At 72.4% G+C, this 23,322-nt stretch carries 20 protein-coding genes; 10 read left to right on the plus strand and 10 right to left on the minus strand.

The window, feature by feature from the left end; all coding sequences use genetic code 11:
* Nucleotides 1–10: 10 nt before the first annotated feature.
* From ACZ4VA_RS28930 to ACZ4VA_RS28945, 4 genes are read right to left on the minus strand one after another with little or no spacing between them, the layout of a single operon-like run.
* Nucleotides 11–673 carry a GTP-binding protein gene (locus ACZ4VA_RS28930; protein ID WP_356168641.1) on the minus strand — a complete coding sequence of 221 codons (663 nt, stop codon included), beginning with the start codon at nucleotides 671–673 and terminating at the stop codon, nucleotides 11–13.
* A complete protein-coding gene (locus ACZ4VA_RS28935; RefSeq protein ID WP_356168638.1) occupies nucleotides 654–1,055 on the minus strand; it encodes a DUF742 domain-containing protein in 402 nt (133 codons plus the stop codon). The genes ACZ4VA_RS28930 and ACZ4VA_RS28935 overlap by 20 nt, the downstream gene beginning before the upstream one ends.
* Nucleotides 1,052–1,555: a roadblock/LC7 domain-containing protein gene (locus ACZ4VA_RS28940; protein ID WP_356168635.1), complete on the minus strand. Its 504-nt coding sequence runs from the start codon at nucleotides 1,553–1,555 to the stop codon at nucleotides 1,052–1,054. Before ACZ4VA_RS28940 ends, ACZ4VA_RS28935 begins: the two co-directional genes overlap by 4 nt.
* A complete protein-coding gene (locus tag ACZ4VA_RS28945) occupies nucleotides 1,552–4,371 on the minus strand; it encodes a sensor histidine kinase (RefSeq protein WP_468083030.1) in 2,820 nt (939 codons plus the stop codon). Before ACZ4VA_RS28945 ends, ACZ4VA_RS28940 begins: the two co-directional genes overlap by 4 nt.
* 369 nt (nucleotides 4,372–4,740) lie before the next feature.
* On the opposite strand from ACZ4VA_RS28945, the gene ACZ4VA_RS28950 reads away from it, so the two are divergent.
* Nucleotides 4,741–5,529 (plus strand): protein phosphatase 2C domain-containing protein, encoded by a 789-nt coding sequence (locus ACZ4VA_RS28950; RefSeq protein ID WP_356168629.1) that lies wholly within the window; start codon nucleotides 4,741–4,743, stop codon nucleotides 5,527–5,529.
* Between the two features lie 141 nt (nucleotides 5,530–5,670).
* Here the strand turns inward: ACZ4VA_RS28950 and ACZ4VA_RS28955 are convergent, their stop codons facing one another.
* Entirely contained in the window at nucleotides 5,671–6,165 is a 495-nt protein-coding gene (locus tag ACZ4VA_RS28955; protein WP_355787061.1) for a MarR family winged helix-turn-helix transcriptional regulator, read from the minus strand.
* A 296-nt stretch (nucleotides 6,166–6,461) separates the two neighbouring features.
* Between ACZ4VA_RS28955 and ACZ4VA_RS28960 the strand changes: the two genes are divergently transcribed.
* Nucleotides 6,462–7,301, plus strand: a complete 840-nt coding sequence (locus ACZ4VA_RS28960; protein WP_356168625.1) for a lysozyme — start codon at nucleotides 6,462–6,464, stop codon at nucleotides 7,299–7,301.
* 99 nt (nucleotides 7,302–7,400) lie between these two features.
* Here the strand turns inward: ACZ4VA_RS28960 and lon are convergent, their stop codons facing one another.
* Nucleotides 7,401–9,827, minus strand: coding sequence for an endopeptidase La (lon, locus tag ACZ4VA_RS28965; protein ID WP_468083033.1), 2,427 nt, complete (start codon nucleotides 9,825–9,827; stop codon nucleotides 7,401–7,403).
* Nucleotides 9,828–10,001: 174 nt separating this feature from the next.
* Between lon and ACZ4VA_RS28970 the strand changes: the two genes are divergently transcribed.
* The 6 genes from ACZ4VA_RS28970 to ACZ4VA_RS28995 all read left to right on the plus strand — a co-directional run bounded on the left by ACZ4VA_RS28970 (nucleotide 10,002) and on the right by ACZ4VA_RS28995 (nucleotide 17,849).
* Entirely contained in the window at nucleotides 10,002–10,670 is a 669-nt protein-coding gene (locus ACZ4VA_RS28970) for a GNAT family N-acetyltransferase (RefSeq protein WP_468083035.1), read from the plus strand.
* A gap of 41 nt (nucleotides 10,671–10,711) precedes the next feature.
* Complete coding sequence (locus tag ACZ4VA_RS28975; protein WP_355785389.1) at nucleotides 10,712–11,389, plus strand: spermine/spermidine synthase domain-containing protein; 678 nt, start codon at nucleotides 10,712–10,714, stop codon at nucleotides 11,387–11,389.
* A gap of 113 nt (nucleotides 11,390–11,502) precedes the next feature.
* Nucleotides 11,503–12,240, plus strand: coding sequence for a response regulator transcription factor (locus ACZ4VA_RS28980; RefSeq protein WP_054236710.1), 738 nt, complete (start codon nucleotides 11,503–11,505; stop codon nucleotides 12,238–12,240).
* A gap of 40 nt (nucleotides 12,241–12,280) precedes the next feature.
* Nucleotides 12,281–13,381, plus strand: coding sequence for a HAMP domain-containing sensor histidine kinase (locus ACZ4VA_RS28985; RefSeq protein ID WP_355785386.1), 1,101 nt, complete (start codon nucleotides 12,281–12,283; stop codon nucleotides 13,379–13,381).
* Nucleotides 13,382–13,661: 280 nt separating this feature from the next.
* Nucleotides 13,662–17,486, plus strand: a complete 3,825-nt coding sequence (locus ACZ4VA_RS28990; protein ID WP_356168614.1) for a multifunctional oxoglutarate decarboxylase/oxoglutarate dehydrogenase thiamine pyrophosphate-binding subunit/dihydrolipoyllysine-residue succinyltransferase subunit — start codon at nucleotides 13,662–13,664, stop codon at nucleotides 17,484–17,486.
* Nucleotides 17,487–17,666: 180 nt separating this feature from the next.
* Nucleotides 17,667–17,849, plus strand: coding sequence for a DUF6104 family protein (locus tag ACZ4VA_RS28995; protein ID WP_005312030.1), 183 nt, complete (start codon nucleotides 17,667–17,669; stop codon nucleotides 17,847–17,849).
* 187 nt (nucleotides 17,850–18,036) lie between these two features.
* On the opposite strand, the gene ACZ4VA_RS29000 is transcribed toward ACZ4VA_RS28995, so the two are convergent.
* Nucleotides 18,037–18,975, minus strand: a complete 939-nt coding sequence (locus ACZ4VA_RS29000; protein ID WP_356168610.1) for a hypothetical protein — start codon at nucleotides 18,973–18,975, stop codon at nucleotides 18,037–18,039.
* Between the two features lie 180 nt (nucleotides 18,976–19,155).
* Here ACZ4VA_RS29000 and ACZ4VA_RS29005 point away from each other — a divergent pair, with 180 nt between their 5' ends.
* Entirely contained in the window at nucleotides 19,156–20,010 is an 855-nt protein-coding gene (locus ACZ4VA_RS29005) for a DUF4097 family beta strand repeat-containing protein (protein WP_355786278.1), read from the plus strand.
* Nucleotide 20,011: 1 nt separating this feature from the next.
* Nucleotides 20,012–21,094, plus strand: a complete 1,083-nt coding sequence (locus tag ACZ4VA_RS29010) for a helix-turn-helix transcriptional regulator (RefSeq protein WP_355786281.1) — start codon at nucleotides 20,012–20,014, stop codon at nucleotides 21,092–21,094.
* Between the two features lie 307 nt (nucleotides 21,095–21,401).
* Here the strand turns inward: ACZ4VA_RS29010 and ACZ4VA_RS29015 are convergent, their stop codons facing one another.
* From ACZ4VA_RS29015 to ACZ4VA_RS29025, 3 genes are all read right to left on the minus strand, one after another.
* Complete coding sequence (locus tag ACZ4VA_RS29015; RefSeq protein WP_356168606.1) at nucleotides 21,402–21,968, minus strand: Clp protease N-terminal domain-containing protein; 567 nt, start codon at nucleotides 21,966–21,968, stop codon at nucleotides 21,402–21,404.
* Nucleotides 21,968–22,177 (minus strand): helix-turn-helix domain-containing protein, encoded by a 210-nt coding sequence (locus ACZ4VA_RS29020; RefSeq protein WP_010984411.1) that lies wholly within the window; start codon nucleotides 22,175–22,177, stop codon nucleotides 21,968–21,970. The genes ACZ4VA_RS29015 and ACZ4VA_RS29020 overlap by 1 nt, the downstream gene beginning before the upstream one ends.
* Before the next feature lie 132 nt (nucleotides 22,178–22,309).
* A complete protein-coding gene (locus tag ACZ4VA_RS29025; protein WP_355788302.1) occupies nucleotides 22,310–23,275 on the minus strand; it encodes a zinc-binding dehydrogenase in 966 nt (321 codons plus the stop codon).
* Nucleotides 23,276–23,322 lie beyond the last annotated feature (47 nt).

Below are 23,322 nucleotides of genomic sequence, written 5' to 3' on the forward strand. Positions count from 1 at the left end.
TGCGTACTTCTTATTCGGGTGTGACGTCGAGAGCGTGGCCGACCAGGGCCAGCAGGGTCTCCACGACCGAGATCCGGCGCCGCGCGTCCATGATCATGACAGGTATGTGTGCGGGCACGGTGAGGGCCTCGCGCACGTCCTCCGGGTCGAAGCGCTCGCTGCCGTCGAAGTGGTTGACCGCGACGACGTACGGCAGTCCGCAGCTCTCGAAGTAGTCGAGGGCGGGGAAGCAGTCCGTCAGGCGGCGGGTGTCGGCGAGGACCACCGCGCCGATCGCCCCGCGCACCAGGTCGTCCCACATGAACCAGAAGCGCTGCTGTCCGGGCGTGCCGAAGAGGTAGAGCACCAGGTCGTCGTCGAGCGTGATGCGCCCGAAGTCCATGGCGACGGTGGTGGTCAGCTTCTCGGGCGTCGCGCTGAGGTCGTCGGTGTCCTCGCTGGCCTCGGTCATCAGCGCCTCCGTCTGGAGGGGCGTGATCTCGGAGACCGTGGTGACCAGCGTGGTCTTGCCGACGCCGAAGCCGCCCGCCACCACGATCTTCGTGGCGATCGGGGCGCGCGTCCGGTCGGTCTGCCAGGCCCGCAGCTCCTCCTCGGGCTCGACGAGGCGGGAGACGTCGCTCTCGACGTCCGTGGAGACACCTGTGGTGGCGTCAGAGACGGCGGAGTCCACTCAGCACCCTTTCCAGCAGAGCGCGGTCCGGCTGTCCCGGGCCGTGACCGGTTCCGTACACACGGATCTTTCCCTGGTCCGCCAGGTCGCTCAGCAGCACGCGGACCACGCCGAGCGGCATCTTCAGCAGCGCGGCGATCTCGGCCACCGTGCGCATCCGGCGGCAGAGTTCGACGATGGCCCGCATCTCGGGCATGACCCGGGTGGCGAGCGAACCGTTCGTCAGTTCCCGGCGCTCCTCGGGGGCGTCCAGGGCCGCGACGAACGTCTCGACGAGCAGCACGTGCCCGAAGCGGGTACGGCCGCCGGTGAGCGAGTAGGGGCGCACGCGGGCGGGTTTGCGGTCGCCGCCGCGGACCGGCAGCCGGCTGGGGGTGCTCATCGGGCGCTCCCCACCGACTCGGTCTCCAGCGATCTGCGCAGTTCGCTGCGGAGTTCGGGGGTCAGCACGTGTCCGGCGCGGCCGACGAAGAGCGCCATGTGGTACGCCACGACGCTCATGTCGCAGTCCGGGGAGCCGTGCACGCCGAGCAGGGAGCCGTCGCTGATCGACATGACGAAGAGGCTGCCCTCGTCCATGGCGACCATCGTCTGCTTGACCCCGCCGCCGTCCATCAGCTTGGCGGCGCCGATGGTCAGGCTGCCGACGCCGGAGACGATGGTGGCGAGGTCGGCGGCGGACCCCTTGGGCCCGGCGTTCTTCTGCTCGGCCGCCGTGCGTGCCTCCGCGTTCCTCCCGGGGTCGGAGGAGAGCAGCAGCAGGCCGTCGGAGGAGACGACCGCGACCGACAGCAGTCCCGGCACCTCCTCGACGAGGTTCGTCAGCAGCCAGTGCAGGTTGCGGGCCTCACTGCTCAGTCCGAAGGTACTGGGCGCGGTCAACTGCTTGCCTCCTCGACTGTGCCCCCGGTGGCTGGTACGTCCTGTGCCGTGGGTACGGCGTCCGCCTCGGGCGCCCTGGTCTGCGACGTCTCCTCGGCGATCTCCGCCTCGACGTCGCGGCGGCCTTCCTGCGCGCCGCGGTGGAAGCCGCCGAGCCTGCGGCGCAGGGCCTCGGCGTCGACACCTCCGGTGCGCTGCCGGGGAGCCCGCGCGGGTGCCGAGATCTTCGGCGTTCGCTTGGGCAGCCCCTTGGCGGTGACCCGCTGCGGTTCGTCCTCGGCGCGTTCGTGTGCGTCGGGGCCGATGGCGTAGGGGTCGGTGGTGGTCTGGGCGGGGAGGTCGACGTCCGTGGGGGGCTCGGAGTCGGCCTCGGTCGTGGTCTCGTGCTCCGCCGCGGGGGCGGGGGCGGGGCGCTCGTCCGCCGGGGGTTCCGGGGCCAGCAGCTCCATGGTCGTCTCGGCGGGCCGTTCGGCCCCGGGGACGTCCGGGTCCTCGTGCGCGGTGGCGTCGGACTCGGACGCCGAGTGGTTGCGTACCGCTTCCTCGGCCGCCGCTATGAGCGGGTCGCCGGGTGCCTCGGCCGGGTCCTCGGGTGCGGCCGGCGCGGACGGCGACGGGACCGACCGGCCGCGCAGCACGTTGGAGTTGGCCTCGGCGTCGACTCCCGGCAGGGACAGCGCGGGGGCGCCTCCGGGGACGGGTGCGGACGCGGGCGCCGCGACGGCGGGCGCGGCGGCCAGCAGGGCGCGGGGCAGTACGACGACGGCGGCGACCCCGCCCTGCTTCTGCTCGCGCAGCTGTACGCGGACGCCGTGGCGGTGCGCGAGGCGGGCGACCACGTACAGGCCGAGCCCGAGTCCCTCGCCGCTCTCCTCGTCGTAGGCGTCGTCCGGGTCGAAGTCGGCGAGCCGGGCGTTGAGTTGGCTCATCCGCTCGGTGGTCATGCCGATGCCCTCGTCCTGCACGGAGAGCATCACCTCGCCGCTCTCCAGGAGCCATCCGGAGACCTCGACGGCCATGTCGGGCGGGGAGGACGAGGTGGCGTTCTCCAGCAGTTCGGCGAGCAGGTGGCTGATGTCGTCGGCGGCGAAGCCGGCGAGGTGCGCGTGCGGCGGCAGCGCGGCGATCCGGACGCGCTCGTACCGCTCGATCTCGCTGACGGCGGCCCGTACGACGTCGACCAGCGGGACCGGGCCGGCGTGCTGCTGGATGTGCTCGGCGCCGGCGAGGACCAGCAGGTTCTCGCTGTGCCGCCGCATGACGGTGGCGAAGTGGTCGAGCTTGAAGAGGGTGGACAGGCGCTCGGGGTCCTGCTCGCGCTCCTCCAGGTTCTCGATGACGGCGAGCTGCCGCTCCACGAGGCCGAGGGTGCGCAGCGCCAGGTTGACGAAGGTGCCGTGGATGCTGTGCCGCACCTGCTCCAGGTGGGCGGTGGCCGCGGCGAGTTCGGTGCGCAGCCGGTCGCGTTCGTCGGCCATCGTCTGGCGCTGGCCGATGAGGTGCTTGCGGTCGGCCTCCAGGGTGGCCTGCCGCTCGTGCAGCGCGGCGGCGTGCGCCCGCAGTGCGTTGACGGACCGTACGACCTGGGCGAACTCGTCGTTGCGGCCGGTGAACTTGACCGGTTCCTCGGTGGCCGGGTCGGCGGCGACCCGGGCGGAGCCGATCCGCAGGACGGCCAGCGGGCGGGTCAGGGTGCGGGCCATCGCGGTGGCGACGCCTACGGCGACCAGCAGCAGCGCCCCGAGGAGGGCGACCCGCAGTTCGAGTCCGGTGACGTCGTCGTCGCGCAGCCGCGCGAGGTCCTTGGTGCGGCGGTCGTTGAGGGAGGCCTCGACGCCGCGCATCAGCTCGACGCGGGCGGACAGCGACGCGTCGAGCTTCTTGACGGCCGTGCCGAGTTCGCCGTCGGAGAGGGTCGGCTGGTCGGTGAGGCCGGCGAGGTACTTGTCGGCCGCGGTGACGTCCGGTCCGTTGACCGTCGCGTCGTACGAGGCACGCGCGGACTTGGGCGCGGTCTCGCGGAAGTCGGCGAGGGCGGCGTCGGAGCGCAGGCGGGCCTGCTGGGCGGCGGCGGTGAGCGCGTCCCGCTGCTTGGTGTCGGCGTCCGACGAGCTCTCGGTGGTGGTCGGCAGTCCGGTCACCGGGTCGATGGAGGTCCGCTCGGAGCGCGGGACGTTGAGTGCGGCGAGGAGCAGTCCGCGGGCGGCGGCGGCTTGCTGGACGGCGCTGTCGAGTTCGGCGAGGGAGTACGCGCCGGAGCCCGCGCGGGGCGGCATCAGCTCGGCCAGTTCCCCGGCCAGGGCGTGCAGTTCGGTGATGGCCTCGGAGTACGCCTGGTGGGCTTCGAGGGCGGTGCTCTTGCCGGTGAGCGCGGCTCTGCGCACGGTGGCGACCGCGTCGAGGTCCTCGCGCAGCGCGGCGGGGGCGTCGGTGTCGGCGCGCAGCTCCTCGACCTGCCGGTCCACCCGGGCGCTGCGCTGCTCGGAGGGCGCCTTGGTCTTGGGCCGGCCGGCGGCGATGTACGAGGTGACCTCGTCCCGCTCGTCGGCCAGCGAGTGCGCGAGGGTGAGCGCCTCCTGCGTCTGGCGGGCGAGCGTCACCAGGTCCTGGGAGTCGCTCAGCCGGCCGGAGGCGGCGAGGACGGTCGGAGCTCCGGCTCCCGCGATGGCCGCCGCGACGACGGCCACGGCGACGATGAGCCGGTTGCGTACGTGGGCGGGACGGCCCCTGCCCGCGGAGTCGGCGGCGGCGTCGCCGGTCGCACCCTCCTTGGAGGCCGTCTGCTTGCCTGTGCGCCGAGGCCGCATTTTCTGCACCGGTGCTCGCATTCCTGACTCGTGTACCCATGGGCCCGGGTGACGTTCCGTCAACTGGGGCGTCCGCCGCCCGGTACGGCTCCCGACCCTCCCAGTGCCGGTGGGCAGTGGTCCCGCATCGTCCGAGCCGCCACCCGAAGGAGTGAACATCGGCGAGGAGTTGGCGGGCAAGTTCCCGTGGCGCGTGCCAGGGCCTCGCGCGGCGGGCCGGTTGGACGTCGGCGGCGGGCTTTGGCAGTATTCGCCGCCGCGCTTCGCCGGAGTCGATCATTACGTGGCAAACCCGGCGCCGGGCCGCCGTCGAGCGCCCGTCCGGTGGCGTCGGCGCCCTCGCCCCGCCCGTGTGAAGGGCTCGTGCAGACTGGCTGGATGCGCACCGAACTCGTCACGCGGCCGGGTGACCCGGGCCGCCCCAATGAGGACTTCGTCGCGGTCGGACTTCCGGCCTCAGGACAGGGCGGTGCCCTGGTCGTGCTCGACGGGGTGACGCCTCCGGCGGGCGACGCCGGGTGTCGGCATTCGGTCCCCTGGTTCACCGCGCGGCTGGGCGGGGCACTGACCGAACTATCCGTTTCGCAACCGGATGTGACGCTGTCCGAGGTGCTGGCGGAGGCGATCCGCCGGACGGCCGCGGCCCACGCCGACACGTGTGACCTTTCTCACCCGCGCACGCCCCAGGCAACCGTCGTCCTCGCACGCTGGTCCGCTCACACGGTCGATTACCTGGTGCTCTCGGACTCGGCGCTGCTGCTCCAGGCGCCAACCGGCGAGGTGACCGCGGTGCTGGACGACCGCCTGTCGCGCATCCCGATGGCGTCCCTGGCGACGGACGCCGTGGCGGACGCGACGGTGCGCAACAAGGAGGGCGGGTTCTTCACCGCGGCGGCGGACTTCGCGGTGGCCCGGCGCGCGGTGACGGGCTCGGTGCCGCGTGCGGACGTGCGTGCCCTGGCCGCGCTGACCGACGGCGCGGCCCGCTGGACGGAGAGGTTCCACCAGGGCGACTGGGCCGACCTGTTCACCCTCGTCCGCAAGGAGGGCGCCGAGTCCCTCGTCGAGCGGACGCGGGCGCTGGAGACGGCGGACGCGGTGCGGCGGACCCACCTGCGCCGGAGCAAGACGCACGACGACGCGACGGTGGCGTACGTGGAGCTGTAGGACGCGGCGACCGGGGGGGTGTTGAGCCTCGGGACCCTCCGGCTCGGTCGCAGGGATCCGCCGGCCGGTGGGAGGAACCCGCGGGACCCGCCGGCCGGTCGCAGAGGGCCGCGGGGCGGGCCGGCCGGGCTGCCGGGGCGCCTACTCCCCCTCCACCCGCCGGTTCAACTGGTTCAGCAGCCGGGCCAGTTCGGCGACCTCGCGGGGGTCCCAGCCCGCGAGCTGGCGGACGTAGCGGGCCCGTCGCGCCTCGCGTACCGCCCGGAAGCGCACCCGGCCCTCCTCGGTGAGGTGGACGAGCCAGGCGCGGCCGTCCGCCGGGTCGGGCTCCCGGGCGACCAGGCCGAGTTCCTCCAGGGCGCGCAGCTGGCGCGACATGGTGGCCTTCCCGACCCCGATGTACGCGGCGAGTTCGGTGGCCCTCTGCCGGCCGCACTCCTCCAGCCGGACGAGGAGTCCGTACGCGGAGGACTCCAGATCGGGGTGGACCTCGCGGGCCATCTCCCCGGAGGAGGCGCGGGCGCGCCGCAGAAAGACGGTCAACTCCCTTTCCAGCGCCGGGAATTCCTGGTCCACACCATTCCCCGACGCCGTGGACTCGACGCGAGGCCCGTCCTCGTTCCCGTGCTCGTGCACGTCAGCACCCCTGACCCGGTTTCCCGATCCTGAAAGTTTCCGCCAAAAGTGGCCGTTGCCGCAGCTCCGCCAGTATTTCGCAGGAGTAGACCAACGGCAGCCTCCGGACCCTCTTCCCACCCGGACTTCTACGTGCGTAGCTTCTTCAGCAGGCAACTACTGGCATGCCCACGCCATCGACCGGTCACGACGACCCGTTTCTCTCCCCCGAGAGCGCGCGCGGCTGCCCGTGGTTCTCCCCCGCTTTCCCCCCACCGAGCGTCACCGCGCACCACCGAACCCCTCGGAGGCACGCCATGCCCGTGCTCAGACGCGAGAACACCCGCCCGCCGCGCTCCCCCCGGCGCCTGCCCACGGCCGGGATCCTGCTCGCCGCCCTCTCCCTCCTGCTGACCCTTCCGGCGTCCCTCGCCCAGGCCGCCGACACGCCCGCCCGAGGCTCCGCCCACATGGGCATGGGCGTCCTCGCACACGACGGCCGGGACGGGACGCCGTCCACCGGTGACGCCACGCAGACGGAGGGCGTCGACGTCAGCAGCCACCAGGGCAACGTCGCCTGGTCGACCCTGTGGAACAGCGGGGTCAGGTGGGCCTACGTGAAGGCGACGGAGGGGACGTACTACACGAGCCCCTACTTCGCCCAGCAGTACAACGGCTCCTACAACGTCGGCATGGTGCGCGGGTCATACCACTTCGCGACCCCCGACACGACCGGCGGCGCCACCCAGGCGAACTACTTCGTGGACCACGGCGGCGGCTGGTCCCGGGACGGCCGGACGCTGCCGGGCGCCCTCGACATCGAGTGGAACCCGTACGGCGCGGCCTGCTACGGCAAGACCCAGAGCGCGATGGTCACCTGGATCCGGGACTTCCTGAACCAGTACAAGGCACGCACCGGCCGCGACGCCGTCATCTACACGGCCACCACCTGGTGGACCCAGTGCACCGGCAACTACGGCGGTTTCGCCGCGGCCAACCCGCTGTGGATCGCCCGCTACGCCGCCGACCCGGGCACGTTGCCGGCCGGCTGGGGCTTCTACACGATGTGGCAGTACACGTCCTCGGGCCCGACGGTCGGCGACCACGACAAGTTCAACGGCGCCCTCGACCGCGTGGTCGCCCTCGCCAACGGCTGAGCCCCGCCGCCCGGGCCGGGCCGCCCCGGTCACCCGCACCACGGCACGGAAAGGCCCGGACCCCTGGGGGCCCGGGCCTTCCTCGACCGGCGGTGTCCGTCACGCCGCCACCGGTACCTCCGCCCCCGCGGTGTTGGTCGCCGGGGCGAGGGCCAGTTCCAGGACCTGGCGGACGTCCGTGACGGCGTGGACGTCGAGCTTCTCCAGGACCTCGGCCGGGACGTCGTCCAGGTCGGCCTCGTTGCGCTTGGGGATGATCACCGTGGTCACCCCGGCGCGGTGGGCGGCCAGCAGCTTCTGCTTGACGCCGCCGATGGGCAGCACCCGGCCGGTCAGGGACACCTCGCCGGTCATCGCCACGTCCGTGCGGACCAGGCGGCCGCTGAGCAGCGACGCCAGGGCCGTCGTCATGGTGACGCCCGCGCTCGGCCCGTCCTTGGGGACCGCGCCGGCCGGGAAGTGGATGTGCACACCCCGGTCCTTCAGGTCGCCGACCGGCAGCTCCAGCTCGGCCCCGCGCGAGCGCAGGAAGCTGAGCGCGATCTGCGCGGACTCCTTCATCACGTCGCCGAGCTGGCCGGTCAGGGTCAGCCCCGCGGCGCCCGTCTCCGGGTCGGCCAGCGACGCCTCCACGTAGAGGACGTCACCGCCGGCGCCGGTGACCGCGAGTCCGGTGGCGACACCGGGCACCGCCGTCCGCCGCTCCGCCGGGTCCTGCGCGGACTCGGGCACGTGGTGCGGCCGTCCGATCAGCGCGCGCAGGTCGGCGTCGGTCACCGTGAACGGCAGCTCCCGCTCGCCCAGTTCGTGCTGGGCGGCCACCTTGCGCAGCAGCCGGGCGAACGACCGCTCCAGGTTCCGGACGCCCGCCTCGCGGGTGTACTCGCCGGCGAGCTTGCGCAGCGCGCTCTCGTCGAGCGTGATCTCGTCCTTCTCCAGACCGGCCCGCTCCAGCTGGCGCGGGAGCAGGTGGTCGCGGGCGATGACGACCTTCTCGTCCTCGGTGTAGCCGTCCAGGCGGACCAGCTCCATGCGGTCGAGCAGGGCCTCCGGGATGGCTTCGAGCACGTTGGCCGTGGCCAGGAAGACCACGTCGGAGAGGTCGAGCTCGACCTCCAGGTAGTGGTCGCGGAAGGTGTGGTTCTGCGCCGGGTCGAGCACTTCGAGCAGGGCCGCGGCGGGGTCGCCGCGGAAGTCGGAGCCGACCTTGTCGATCTCGTCGAGCAGCACGACCGGGTTCATCGACCCGGCCTCCTTGATGGCGCGGACGATCCGGCCGGGCAGCGCGCCCACGTACGTACGGCGGTGGCCGCGGATCTCGGCCTCGTCCCGCACGCCGCCGAGGGCGACCCGGACGAACTTGCGGCCCATGGCGTGCGCGACGGACTCGCCCAGCGAGGTCTTGCCGACTCCGGGGGGTCCGACGAGCGCCAGCACGGCACCGCCGCGCCGCCCGCCGATCACACCGAGGCCGCGCTCGCTGCGCCGCTTGCGCACCGCGAGGTACTCGGTGATGCGCTCCTTCACGTCCTGGAGTCCCGCGTGCTCGGCGTCCAGGATCGCGCGTGCGCCCTGGATGTCGTACGCGGAGGCGCTGTCGTCGGTGCGCTCGTTCCACGGGAGTTCGAGCACGGTGTCGAGCCAGGTGCGGATCCAGGAGCCCTCGGGCGACTGGTCGCTCGCGCGCTCCAGCTTCTCGACCTCCTTGAGGGCGGCCTCGCGGACCTTCTCGGGGAGGTCGGCGGCCTCGACGCGGGCGCGGTAGTCGTCGGACTCCTCGCCGTCCTGGGAATCGCCGTTCAGCTCGCGCAGTTCCTTGCGTACGGCTTCGAGCTGGCGGCGCAGCAGGAACTCGCGCTGCTGCTTGTCGACGCCTTCCTGGACGTCCTTGGCGATGGACTCGGCGACGTCCTGCTCGGCGAGGTGCTCGCGGAGCTGTTCGGTGGCGAGCTTCAGCCGGGCGACCGGGTCGGCGGTCTCCAGCAGCGCCACCTTCTGTTCCGTGGACAGGAAGGGCGAGTAGCCGGAGTTGTCGGCGAGGGCGGAGACGTCGTCGATGGCCTGGACGCGGTCCACGACCTGCCAGGCGCCGCGCTTGCGCAGCCAGCTGGTGGCGAGGGCCTTGTACTCCTTGACCAGGTCCGCGACCTGGCCGGGCAGCGGGTCGGGCACGGTCTCCTCGATCCGGGTGCCCTCGACCCAGAGGGCGGCGCCGGGGCCGGTGGTCCCCGCGCCGATCTTCACGCGCCCACGGCCGCGGATCAGCGCGCCCGGGTCGCCGTCGGCCAGGCGGCCGACCTGCTCGACGGTGCCGAGCACGCCGGTGCCCGGGTACGACCCGTCGATGCGTGGCACCAGCAGCACCTTCGGCTTGCCCGGTTCGGACCGCGCGGCGGCCTGGGCGGCCTCCACGGCGGCGCGGACGTCGGCGTCGTTCAGGTCCAGCGGAACCACCATCCCGGGCAGCACGACCTCGTCGTCGAGCGGCAGCACGGGCAGGGTGAGCGGTGTGGACGTCGAAGCCATGATCTCCCCTTCGGCAGTCAAGTTGAGCTATGCCGACTCAATGCGCCTGGGCCGTTGATTGTTCCCCGGGCCGCGTTCGCTCTCAGCGATCACCTCTGCCGCCCGGGGCGAGGACCCGCGTACCGTCCGAGAGGTAATACTCCATGACGACCAATGACCATTACGGGGGATGCGGTGACCGGGATCGTACGGGCCTGGGTGGACGGGTGGGTCGTCTCGCGCGGGGCGGCGCCGCCCGCGGTCGAGCCCTGGGGGTTCACGGTCGACGTGGGACTGCCGGAGCACGTGACCCGGCACGTCCTCGCGGCGACCGGGGACGCCGTCGAGGAGTCGGCCGTGCGCGAGGTGGCGGACACGGTGACCGGGGCCGGCGTGTGGCTCAAGGTCTTCGCGGACCCGGGGGTCGTGGGGCCCTGGCTCGGCCGCGGCTGGCACGTGGACCCGGAGCCGGGGTTCCTCATGACCGGCCCGCTGGCCACCGCCGGCCCGGCGGACCCGGGAGCGGCCGACGGCGGACGCGCGCTGCCGGACGGCTACCGGCTGCGCACCTGGTCGCGCGGCGGCGCCGGGCACGCCCTCGTCCTCGCGGCGGACGGCTCGTGGGCCGCGCACGGGCACGTCGCCCCGACCGGCGCGACCGCGGTCTTCGACCGGATCGAGACGGCCCCCGCGCACCGCCGCAGGGGCCTCGGCCGGACGGTGATGCGCGCGCTCACCGGTCTGGCGGTCGCCGGGGGCGCCGGCACGGGAGTCCTGGCCGGCACACCGGAGGGGCGGGCGCTGTACGAGTCCCTGGGGTGGCGAGTGGACGCGCCGCTGACGAGCGCCCGGTTCACCGGATAATTCCGCGGGACCGCGGCGCCGCTGATGCCAGGATGGGCGCCATGACTGCCACGTACGACACCCCTGTGGTCATCGATCGCCGGGAGGGCCCGTACGGCGAGGTCGTGCTGCGGCGCCACGGAGGGCTGCTGCAGATCATCGCCAACGGCTGCTTCCTGATGGACACCTCCGACGGCCGCTCGGAGCGGCTGCTCGTCGACGCCGCGTACGACGCCCTGGACGGACGCGCGCTGCCCAGCGTGCTGATCGGCGGGCTCGGCGTCGGCTTCTCGCTCGCACACGCCGCCGCCGATCCCCGCTGGGGCCGCATCACGGTCGTGGAGCGCGAACCGGCCGTCATCGCCTGGCACCGCGAGGGCCCGCTGTCCGCCCTGTCCGCTGACGCCCTCGCCGACCCGCGGACCGCCGTCGTCGAGGCCGATCTCGTCGCGTACGTCAATGAGACATCCGACACGTACGACGCGCTGTGCCTTGACATCGACAACGGACCCGGCTGGACGGTCACCGAGGGCAACGACAGCCTGTACTCGCAGGCCGGACTGGCAAGCTGCGCAAGGGCGTTGAGGCCCGGCGGGGTGCTCGCCGTGTGGTCCGCGCAGCCCTCTCCGGAATTTGAAGGAACCTTGCGGAATGCCGGATTCCAACAGGTGCGTACCGAAGAGATCCCCGTTGCCCGGGGCGTTCCCGACGTGGTGCATCTCGCGGTAAGGCCTGGATAGCCGAGCCGTGGTGACTGCCCGTACTCTGCTTCCCTGACGCCGATCATTCAAGCGTCAAGCGCAGTCATGGGATCACCCCACGGATTCCGGAAAGCACACTTCAGGGGCGGGCGATGGAGCAGACACACACCTCCCACAACGGCACGGCGGCGACACCCGGCGCACAGCGCCGGGTGCTGGTGGTCGAGGACGACCCGACGATCGTCGACGCCATCGCGGCCCGTCTGCGAGCCGAGGGATTTCTCGTCCAGACCGCCGGTGACGGCCCGGCCGCCGTCGACACCGCCGAGGCCTGGCAGCCCGACCTGCTGATCCTCGACATCATGCTGCCCGGCTTCGACGGCCTGGAGGTCTGCCGCCGCGTGCAGGCCCAGCGCCCGGTGCCGGTGCTGATGCTCACGGCCCGCGACGACGAGACGGACATGCTGGTCGGGCTCGGCGTCGGCGCCGACGACTACATGACGAAGCCGTTCTCGATGCGGGAGCTGGCCGCCCGCGTGCACGTCCTGCTGCGCCGCGTGGAGCGTGCCGTGGTGGCCGCCTCCACGCCCCGCAGCGGCATCCTGCGGCTCGGCGAGCTGGAGATCGACCACGCGCAGCGCCGGGTCCGCGTCCGCTCGGAGGACGTGCACCTGACGCCCACCGAGTTCGACCTGCTGGTCTGCCTGGCGAACACCCCGCGCGCGGTGCTCTCCCGCGAGCAGCTGCTCGCCGAGGTCTGGGACTGGGCGGACGCCTCCGGCACCCGCACCGTCGACAGCCACATCAAGGCCCTGCGCCGGAAGATCGGCGCCGAGCGGATCCGTACGGTCCACGGCGTGGGCTACGCGCTGGAGACCCCGACTCCCTGAGCCGGGCCGCTGATCGGGACCTCGTGAGGGGGCGGATGTGATGACCGGGTCCGGGGGACGCAAGGGTGCGGGCCCCTGGGGAGGCGTGCGCCCCTTCTCGATCAAGACGAAGCTCGGCACGCTGGTCGTGGTCTCCGTCTTCATCACCACCGGTCTGCTGATGATCGCGGTGCGCACCGAGACCGAGCTGCGCTTCATCACCGTCTTCTCGATGATCGCCACGCTCCTGATCACGCAGTTCGTGGCGCACTCGCTCACCGCCCCGCTGGACGAGATGAACACGGTCGCCCGCTCCATCTCGCACGGCGACTACACACGCCGGGTGAGCGACGGGCGCCGCGACGAGCTGGGCGACCTGGCCCAGACGATCAACCTCATGGCGGACGAGCTGGAGGCCCAGGACCGCCAGCGCAAGGAGCTCGTGGCGAACGTCTCGCACGAGCTGCGCACCCCCATCGCCGGCCTGCGCGCCGTCCTGGAGAACGTGGTGGACGGCGTCTCGGCCGCCGATCCCGAGACCATGCGCACGGCCCTCAAGCAGACCGAGCGCCTCGGCCGCCTGGTGGAGACCCTGCTCGACCTCTCCCGCCTCGACAACGGCGTGGTCCCGCTGAAGAAGCGCCGCTTCGAGGTCTGGCCCTATCTGTCGGGCGTGCTGAAGGAGGCCAACATGGTCGCCTCCGCGCGCGCGGGGATCGCCTCGGGCTCCGGCAGCCACACGCGCACGGACGTCCATCTGCACCTCGACGTGTCCCCGCCGGAGCTGACCGCGCACGCGGACCCGGAGCGGATCCACCAGGTCGTCGCCAACCTCATCGACAACGCCGTCAAGCACAGCCCGCCGCACGGCCGGGTGACGGTGAAGGCCCGCCGGGGCGCCTACCCGGAGTCGCTGGACCTGGAGGTCCTGGACGAGGGCCCGGGCATCCCGAAGTCGGAGTGGCACCGGGTCTTCGAGCGGTTCAACCGCGGCGGCGTGCCCTCGCCGCACGGCCCCGGCAGCGACGGCGGCACGGGGCTGGGACTCGCCATCGCCCGCTGGGCGGTCGATCTGCACGGGGGCCGGATCGGAGTGGCCGAATCCCAGCGCGGTTGCCGGATCCAGGTCACCCTTCCGGGCCTGCCTTCGATGCCGAGTTGACGTAGGGTTCGAAGCGGAGCCTCAAGATCCACCTCTGTCCGTCCTGGCGGACACGTGTGAGCAGGCACAGGCCCGCACCCCAAGGGCGGTGCGGCCGGGCAGGCGTGCCCGTTCCGAAGCGGAACCACGCTTGTTTCCCGCCATTTCCAGCCCCGAAACACGCATTCTGATGTGACTTACACGACGATGACCAGCCCGGCCTGACCTTCTCGGCCAGGGAGGCGTAGCCTTTATTCCCGCTGTCCATCACCTTGTGAAGCGGAAGAGGGCGGTTGCCGCCGTGTCGCCACAGTCCCCCAGTAACTCGAGCATCTCGACCGACGACCAAGCCGGGAAGAACCCCGCCGCGGCCTTCGGTCCCAATGAGTGGCTCGTCGACGAGATCTATCAGCAGTACCTCCAGGACCCGAACTCGGTAGACCGAGCCTGGTGGGACTTCTTCGCCGATTACAAGCCGGGCGGCGCGACCGCCACGGCTGCGGCGGGTACTGCGGCCACGGGGGCCGCAGGCACCAGCGCCCCGGCTCCGGCTCCGGCTCCGGCCGCACCCGCCGCTCCGGCGAAGACCGCGCCAGCGGCTCCCGCGGCTCCGGCCCAGGCCGCCCCGGCGCAGGCTCCGGCCGCTCCGGCAGCCGCTCCGGCGGCGCCGAAGCCCGCTGCCGCCGCCCCGGCTCCCGCCAAGGCCGCTCCGGCCGCCGCGAAGCCGAAGGCCGCCGAGCCCGCGGGCGAGGCCCCCGAGGGCCCCGAGTACGTGACCCTGCGCGGTCCCGCCGGTGCCGTCGCGAAGAACATGAACGCCTCGCTCGAGCTGCCCACGGCCACGTCCGTGCGCGCCGTGCCGGTGAAGCTGCTCTTCGACAACCGCATCGTCATCAACAACCACCTGAAGCGCGCCCGAGGCGGGAAGATCTCCTTCACCCACCTCATCGGGTACGCGATGGTGCAGGCCATCAAGGCCATGCCGTCGATGAACTGGCACTACGCGGAGAAGGACGGGAAGCCCACCCTCGTCAAGCCGCCGCACGTCAACTTCGGCCTCGCCATCGACCTGGTGAAGCCCAACGGCGACCGCCAGCTGGTCGTCGCGGGCATCAAGAAGGCCGAGACGCTGAACTTCTTCGAGTTCTGGCAGGCCTACGAGGACATCGTCCGCCGCGCCCGTGACGGCAAGCTGACGATGGACGACTTCTCCGGGGTCACCGTCTCGCTGACCAACCCCGGCGGCCTCGGCACCGTCCACTCCGTCCCGCGCCTGATGCCCGGACAGTCGGTCATCATGGGCGTCGGCTCGATGGACTACCCGGCGGAGTTCCAGGGCACCTCCCAGGACACCCTGAACAAGCTCGGCATCTCGAAGGTCATGACGCTCACGTCGACCTACGACCACCGGGTCATCCAGGGCGCCGCGTCCGGCGAGTTCCTGCGGATCGTCGCGAACCTGCTGCTCGGCGAGAACGGCTTCTTCGACGAGATCTTCGAGGCGCTGCGCATCCCCTACGAGCCGGTCCGCTGGCTCAAGGACATCGACGCCTCGCACGACGACGACGTCACCAAGGCCGCGCGGGTCTTCGAGCTGATCCACTCCTACCGGGTCCGCGGCCACGTCATGGCCGACACCGACCCGCTGGAGTACCGCCAGCGCAAGCACCCCGACCTGGACATCACCGAGCACGGGCTCACCCTCTGGGACCTGGAGCGCGAGTTCGCCGTCGGCGGCTTCGCGGGCAAGTCCCTGATGAAGCTCCGCGACATCCTCGGCGTCCTGCGCGACTCGTACTGCCGCACCACCGGCGTCGAGTTCATGCACATCCAGGACCCGAAGCAGCGCAAGTGGATCCAGGACCGCATCGAGCGCTCGCACACCAAGCCGGAGCGCGAGGAGCAGCTGCGCATCCTGCGCCGGCTGAACGCCGCAGAGGCGTTCGAGACCTTCCTGCAGACGAAGTACGTCGGCCAGAAGCGCTTCTCCCTGGAGGGCGGCGAGTCCGTCATCCCGCTGCTCGACGCGGTGCTGGACTCGGCCGCCGAGTCGCGCCTGGACGAGGTCGTCATCGGCATGGCCCACCGCGGCCGCCTGAACGTCCTCGCGAACATCGTCGGCAAGTCGTACGCGCAGATCTTCCGCGAGTTCGAGGGCAACCTCGACCCGAAGTCGATGCACGGCTCCGGCGACGTGAAGTACCACCTGGGCGCCGAGGGGACCTTCACCGGCCTGGACGGCGAGCAGATCAAGGTCTCGCTGGCGGCCAACCCCTCGCACCTGGAGGCGGTCGACCCGATCCTGGAGGGCATCGCCCGCGCCAAGCAGGACATCATCAACAAGGGCGGCACGGACTTCACGGTCCTGCCGGTCGCCCTGCACGGTGACGCGGCCTTCGCCGGCCAGGGCGTCGTGGCCGAGACGCTGAACATGTCCCAGCTGCGCGGCTACCGCACCGGCGGCACGGTGCACGTCGTCATCAACAACCAGGTCGGCTTCACCGCCGCCCCGGAGTCCTCGCGCTCCTCGATGTACGCCACCGACGTGGCCCGCATGATCGAGGCGCCGATCTTCCACGTGAACGGCGACGACCCCGAGGCCGTCGTCCGCGTCGCTCGCCTGGCCTTCGAGTTCCGCCAGGCGTTCAACAAGGACGTCGTCATCGACCTCATCTGCTACCGCCGCCGCGGTCACAACGAGTCGGACAACCCGGCGTTCACCCAGCCGCTGATGTACGACCTGATCGACAAGAAGCGCTCGGTGCGCAAGCTCTACACCGAGTCCCTGATCGGTCGCGGCGACATCACCCTGGAAGAGGCCGAGCAGGCGCTGCAGGACTACCAGGGCCAGCTGGAGAAGGTCTTCACCGAGGTCCGCGAGGCCACCTCGCAGCCGGGTGAGGCGCCCGTCTCCGACCCGCAGGCCCAGTTCCCGGTCGCCGTGAACACCGCGGTCTCCGCGGAGGTCGTCAAGCGGATCGCCGAGTCCCAGGTCAACATCCCCGACCGGGTCACCGTCCACCCGCGCCTGCTGCCCCAGCTGCAGCGCCGCGCGGCGATGGTCGAGGACGGCACGATCGACTGGGGCATGGGCGAGACGCTCGCCATCGGCTCCCTGCTCCTGGAGGGCACCCCGGTGCGCCTCTCGGGCCAGGACTCCCGCCGCGGCACGTTCGGCCAGCGCCACGCGGTCCTCATCGACCGGGAGACCGGCGAGGACTACACCCCGCTGCTGTACCTGTCCGAGGACCAGGCCCGTTACAACGTCTACGACTCGCTCCTCAGCGAGTACGCGGCGATGGGCTTCGAGTACGGCTACTCGCTCGCGAGGCCGGAGTCCCTGGTCATGTGGGAGGCCCAGTTCGGCGACTTCGTCAACGGCGCCCAGACGGTCGTGGACGAGTTCATCTCCTCGGCGGAGCAGAAGTGGGGCCAGACGTCCGGCGTCACGCTGCTGCTGCCGCACGGCTACGAGGGCCAGGGCCCGGACCACTCGTCCGCCCGCCCGGAGCGCTTCCTCCAGCTGTGCGCGCAGAACAACATGACGGTCGCGATGCCGACCCTGCCGTCGAACTACTTCCACCTCCTGCGGTGGCAGGTGCACAACCCGCACCACAAGCCGCTGGTGGTCTTCACCCCGAAGTCGATGCTGCGCCTGAAGGCGGCCGCGTCGAAGGCGGAGGAGTTCACGACGGGCCAGTTCCGCCCGGTCATCGGCGACGCGTCGGCCGACCCGGCCGCGGTCCGCAAGGTGGTGTTCTGCGCCGGCAAGGTCTACTACGACCTGGAGGCGGAGCGCACCAAGCGCGGTGTCACGGACACGGCCATCATCCGCATCGAGCGCCTGTACCCGCTGCCGGGTGCCGAGCTCCAGGCGGAGATCGCCAAGTACCCGAACGCCGAGAAGTACCTGTGGGCCCAGGAGGAGCCGGCGAACCAGGGCGCGTGGCCCTTCATCGCCCTCAACCTGATCGACCACCTGGACCTGGCGGTCGGCGCGGACGTCCCGCACGGCGAGCGGCTGCGGCGCATCTCGCGTCCGCACTCGTCCTCCCCGGCGGTGGGTTCGGCCAAGCGCCACCAGGCCGAGCAGGAGCAGCTGGTGCGTGAGGTGTTCGAGGCCTGAGCCTCTGAGCACCGCCGAGCGAGCACGAGCCGGCCCCGCCGCCCCACCGGGCGGCGGGGCCGGCTTCGTCGTCGGGGGGGGGGAGCCGGAGGCGGTACGGGGAGGCGTGCGGGTGCCGCCTAACCTGGAGGGGTACGACCCCCGGCCGGTCAGCGCCGGCCCAGCCCCAGGAGAGCATCCGTGTACTTCACCGACCGTGGCATCGAGGAACTGGAGAAGCGGCGCGGCGAGGAGGAGGTCACCTTCGAGTGGCTCGCCGAGCAGCTGCGCACGTTCGTCGACCTCAACCCGGACTTCGAGGTGCCGGTCGAGCGGCTCGCGACCTGGCTGGCGCGGCTGGACGACGAGGACGACGAGGAGTAGGACGGCCCCCGGCACGGACGGGGACCGCCGCCGTACGGCTCGCCCTCGGCTGCGGCGGCACCGTCCTGCTGGCCGCGGCGGCCCGGCGCGGGGCCGGACCGCCGCGGGAGCCACGGCAGGAGCTGATCGACCGGTGAACCCGGCCGGTGACCCGGCGGCCGGGGTCAGCCGAGGGGACGGCGGGGCGTCAGCCGCGGTCGCGGAGGCGGTCGTACGCGAGGCCGAGGACGCCGTGGGTCAGCAGCAGGGCCCCGGAGGCGATCCAGCCGCCGCTGCGGCACCGGACTCCGTAGGCGCCGACGGCCAGCCCCACGGCGAGCTGCACGGCCGCCAGTGCCCGCACCGGCGGCCGGTGGCCGCCCGGTGCGGGCCGGTGTCCGAGGTGACCGGCCCGGACGGCCCGGAACGCGGGCTCCGCATGGGCGTCCTCGACGGCCCCGGGCTCCAGGCGAACGTCTTCGGCGGCCCCAGTTTCTACGCCGACTTCCGGACGGACGCCTTCAGGCACCGTCCCGGCGTCCTCGTGGCCGTCGGACCAGGTGATCGTGCGGGCGCCGGGCAGGGCGCGGGCGTTCTCGCACAGGCGGCCGGCCGGGAGGCCGGGGGCCAGGCCGTCCGGCAGGGTCACGCCCGCGCGCATGAGGACGGCGAGCAGACCGCGCAGGCGGGCCCGGGCGTCGGCCGCCGCGTCGGGCCGGGTCAGCCGCTCCAGTGCCTCCATGTCGAGGACGGGGTCGAGGCCGAGGCGAGCGGCGAAGGTGCGCATCGCCTCGTCCTGGGCCACCGGGGTGCCGTTCGTGAGCCATTCGTAGCTCACGGGGCGGCGGAATCCCGAGGCCAGGCTGTAGCCGCTGCGGTCGGCGTCCCACCACAGGGCGAGCACCGGCCAGGGAGCGCTCACGGCGAGGGCCGCCGCCCAGCCGGTCAGGACCCGGTCGACCGGTTCGGTGCCATCGGCCCAGGGCGTGCCCGCGGGCACGAGGGCGCTCCACTCGCCGCCGGCCCCGATGAGCTCCATCCGCTCCCGCAGCAGCCGGGCGGCGGGGGCCACGGTGTCGGGGTCCGCCCGGCAGAGCAGGACGGCGCCGGCGGGCGAGGCCGCGGGCACGTCGGGGGTGGTCGGCATGCTTCTACGGTAGGTCGACCCGCGCCCGAAGTGCCCCTTTTGTTGCCCCCGATGGCCATGGTGACCCTGCGTCACGTTCACGGAAACGAGTGTCTTGACTTTCCGGACCCGCGATATATCGTGTTCCGTGGAAGACGCGATATGGCGTGTCGCGTCCCATCCGGCCGAGGAGGTCGCATCATGTCCGAGTGGTCCGTCGCAGAGCCCGGGAAACTGACGTTCGACGACCCCGTGACGACGCTCCACGTGCGCATCGTCAACGGAACGGTGAACGTCGTGGGCACCGACGAGGGTTCCGCCCGGCTGGAGGTCTCCGAGCTGGAGGGCCCTCCCCTGGTCGTGAAGCAGACGGGCGGCACCCTGACCGTCGCCTATGAGGACCTCCCCTGGAAGGGCTTCCTCAAGTGGCTCGACCCGATGGGCTGGCGCCGCAGCGCGGTCGTCTCGCTGGCCGTCCCGGCGGGGACCCGGATCGAGGTGGGCGTCGTGGGCGCCGCCGCCGTGGTGTCCGGCACGGACGGCCGGGTGGAGGTCAAGGGCGTCTCGGGCGACACGACCCTGGTCGGAATAGCGGGCCCGGTCCGCGTGAGCACCGTCTCGGGGAATCTGGAGGCCCAGGCGGTCACCGGCGACCTGCGCTTCAACTCCGTCTCGGGCGACCTGACCGTCGTCGAGGGCTCCGGTTCCTGCGTGCGGGCCGAGTCCGTGAGCGGCTCGATGATCGTGGACCTCGACGCCACGGCCAGCGCGACCGACGTCCAGCTGACGAACGTGTCGGGTGAGATCGCCGTCCGGCTGCCGCATCCGGCGGACGCCGAGGTGGAGGCCAACACCGCGAGCGGCACGGTCTCCAGTGCCTTCGAGGACCTGCGGGTCAGCGGGCACTGGGGCGCCAAGACCATCACCGGCCGGCTGGGCGCGGGCAACGGCAGGCTGAAGGCGACGACCACCTCCGGCTCCATCGCCCTGCTGCGGCGGCCACCCGCGGAGGACGAGCCGCCGACCGACGGACCGACCGACAAGAAGGTGCTCTGAGATGCCTCCCGTCTTCGCCCACGGCCGCCTGCGGCTCTATCTGCTCAAGCTGCTGGACGAGGCCCCCCGCCACGGGTACGAGGTGATCCGCCTCCTGGAGGAGCGCTTCCAGGGGCTGTACGCCCCCTCGGCCGGCACCGTCTACCCCCGCCTCGCCAAGCTGGAGGCCGAGGGACTGGTCACCCACACCACCGAGGGCGGCCGCAAGGTGTACGCCATCACGGACGCGGGCCGCGCCGAACTGGCCGACCGCAGCGGTGAGCTGGCCGACCTGGAGCTGGAGATCCGCGAGTCGGTCGCCGAGCTCGCCGCCGAGATCCGGGCCGACGTGCGGGGCGCCGCGGGCGATCTGCGGCGCGAGATGCGGGCGGCGGCCCGGGAGGCCCGGCGCGGGTCCCCGGGGGACTCCGCGGCCGGCGAGCGGCAGGGGCACGCGGGCGGCTTCGGAACCGCCGCCGGTTCCGGCGACTTCGGCGACAAGGAGTCGTGGCGGCTCGCGAAGGAGGAGATGCGGCGGGTCAAGCAGGAGTGGAAGGAGCAGGCCCGGCGCGCCAAGGACGAGAGCCGGCGCGCCCGCGACGAGGCCCAGCGGGCCCGGCGGCAGGCCAAGGAGGCGCAGGAGAAGGTGCGCGCTCAGGCCCAGGAGGAGATGCAGCGCATGGCCAAGCGGGTCCAGGAGCAGGTGCAGGACCACTTCGCCCGCGGCGACTGGCCGACCGGGGTGCGCGAGGGCCTCAGCGAACTGGCCAAGGAGTTCGGCGACTTCGGCAAGGACTTCGGCAAGGGACTCGGCAAGGACTTCGGCTTCGGCCGCCCTGGACCGGCGACCCCGCCCGGACCGGAGCCCGAGTACACGGTCACGCGCGAGGACTTCCCCGCCGGATACGAGCCCTCCTGGGCGCACGAGGACTCCACCGGCGACCCGGCCCGCGACCTCGACCGTCTCCTGGACCGCTTCCGCGACGACATCCGCGACGCGGCCCGCGACCACGGCGTGACCGAGGCCCAACTGCGCGACGCCCGCCACCACTTGTCGACGGCGGCGGCACACATCGGAGCGACCCTGCGCGCCCCGAAGCCCTGAGCGGGCCGGCCCGGCGGGCAGTAGGGCGCGGGGTGGGCCCTCGGGGTCGCCCGGGGGCCCGGGTCGGCGCGATGTCGACCGGCGATCCAGACCGGACGCGACGCCACCCCGCGTCACGGAGCCGCGAATTGTTCCCGTCAGCCCGGCTCATGGGCGGGCGGCCATCCGGCAACCCGGGCCGCCGTACGTCTCCCGGCAGCTGAGGCCCGCCGTATGTCACCCGACGACCCGGACCCGCCGTAGGTGCCCAGGCGGCCCAGACCCCTGGGGCCACACCCGACGGCCAGGGGTCGGGCCGTGGGGGCCGTCACCCCGCCTTCGCCGCTCCCCCGCCCCAGAGGACGCGTCGCACGCCGTCGTACGTCACCCCGTGGTCGGCCAGGACCTCGGCGGGGACGCCGGGGCGGGCCGTGAGGGCGAGGAGCAGGTGCTCGTCGCCGATGTGCCGTTCCCGGTGGGCGAGGGCGACCCGGAGGGACTCGGTGAGCAGGTCCTTGGCCCCCCGGGTGAAGGAGGGCCGGCCCGGCCACCGGCCCCGGAGGCCACCGCCACCGGCGGCCAGGGCGCCGGAGCCGTGCGCCTCCTCGACGCGGGAGACGATCTCGGTGAGGTCGATACCGAGCCCGGAGAGGGCGTCGGCGTCGGCGCGGGTGAACCCTCCGCGGCGGCGGGCCTCGGCGAGGTCCCGGGCCACCGCGTCCCGGCGGTCGGCCAGCCCGAGCGAGGTCAGGGCGAACGACCCGCGGCTGCCCTTCCGGTCGAGCAGGGCGAGCAGCATGTGCGCCTCCTCGACCCGCTTCTCCCCCGCCTGTTCACAGTGCTCGACGGCACCCGTGACCACGGCGCGGGCGTCCTTGGTGAATCGCTCGAACATCACTGCCTCCCGTACTTCTTGTGCACGGCCTGTCTGCTCACGCCGAGTTCGGCCGCGATCTCCTGCCACGACCAGCCCTGGTTGCGCGCACTGCGCACCTGGACGGCCTCCAACTGCTCCAGCAGCCTTCGCAGGGCGGAGACGGCCCGCAGGCCGATCCGCGGATCACGGTCACCCGCACGCTCGGCGAGATCCGTCGCTTCGGTCATGATGTCAACGTACGTTGACACACGAGCCCTGTCAACCATGGTTGACATGACAGGCGCGGTGGAACGAAGGCGGACATGCCGACGGCGGGCCCGGAGAGTCCGGACCCGCCGTGGGGTGGAGCGGAGGGGGCGTCAGCCCGTGGTGAGCACGATCTTGCCGAACTGGTCGCCCGACTCCATCCGCGCGAAGCCCTCGCGGGCGCGGTCGAGCGGGAGGACGTCGTCGATCACGGGCCGCACACCGGTCGCGGCGCAGAAGGACAGCAGGTCCTCCAGCTCGTCCTTGGTGCCCATCGTGGAGCCGACGACCTTGAGTTCCAGGAAGAAGATCCGGGTCAGCTCCGCGTGGGAGGGGCGGTCCCCGCTGGTGGCACCGGAGATGACCACGGTGCCGCCGGGACGCAGGGACTTGACCGAGTGGGACCAGGTGGCGGCGCCGACGGTCTCGATCACGGCGTCCACCCGCTGCGGCAGCCGCGCACCGGACTCAAGGGCCTCCACGGCACCGAGCTCGACGGCACGCTTGCGCTTGGCCTCGTCGCGGCTGGTGGCGAAGACACGCAGCCCGGCTGCCTTGCCGAGCACGATCGCGGCGGTGGCGACACCGCCGCCGGCGCCCTGCACGAGGACGGAGTCACCGGGCCGTACGCCCGCGTTGGTGAAGAGCATGCGGTACGCCGTCAGCCAGGCGGTCGGCAGGCAGGCGGCCTCCTCGAAGGAGAGCTCCTTGGGCTTGGGCAGCACGTTCCATGTCGGGACGGACACCTGTTCGGCGAAGGTGCCCTGGTAGCGCTCGGTGAGGATCGAGCGCGGTTCGTCCGGTCCCACGCCGTGGCCGCTCTGGCCGATCACGGAGTGCAGGACGACTTCGTTGCCGTCCTGGTCGACGCCCGCGGCGTCACAGCCGAGGATCATCGGCAGCTTGTCGTCGGACAGGCCGACTCCACGCAGGGACCACAGGTCGTGGTGGTTGAGGGAGGCGGCCCTGACGTTCACGGTCGTCCAGCCGGGCCTCTGCTCGGGGGCCGGGCGCTCCCCCAACTCCAGGCCGTTCAGCGGCTGGTCACGGTCGATTCGGGCGGCGTAGGCAGCGAACATGACCATGACGATAGGCTCCGCCCCTCCCCGAAGGAACCACACCACTC

The sequence above is a fragment of the Streptomyces sp. NPDC028308 genome, from assembly GCF_055565855.1.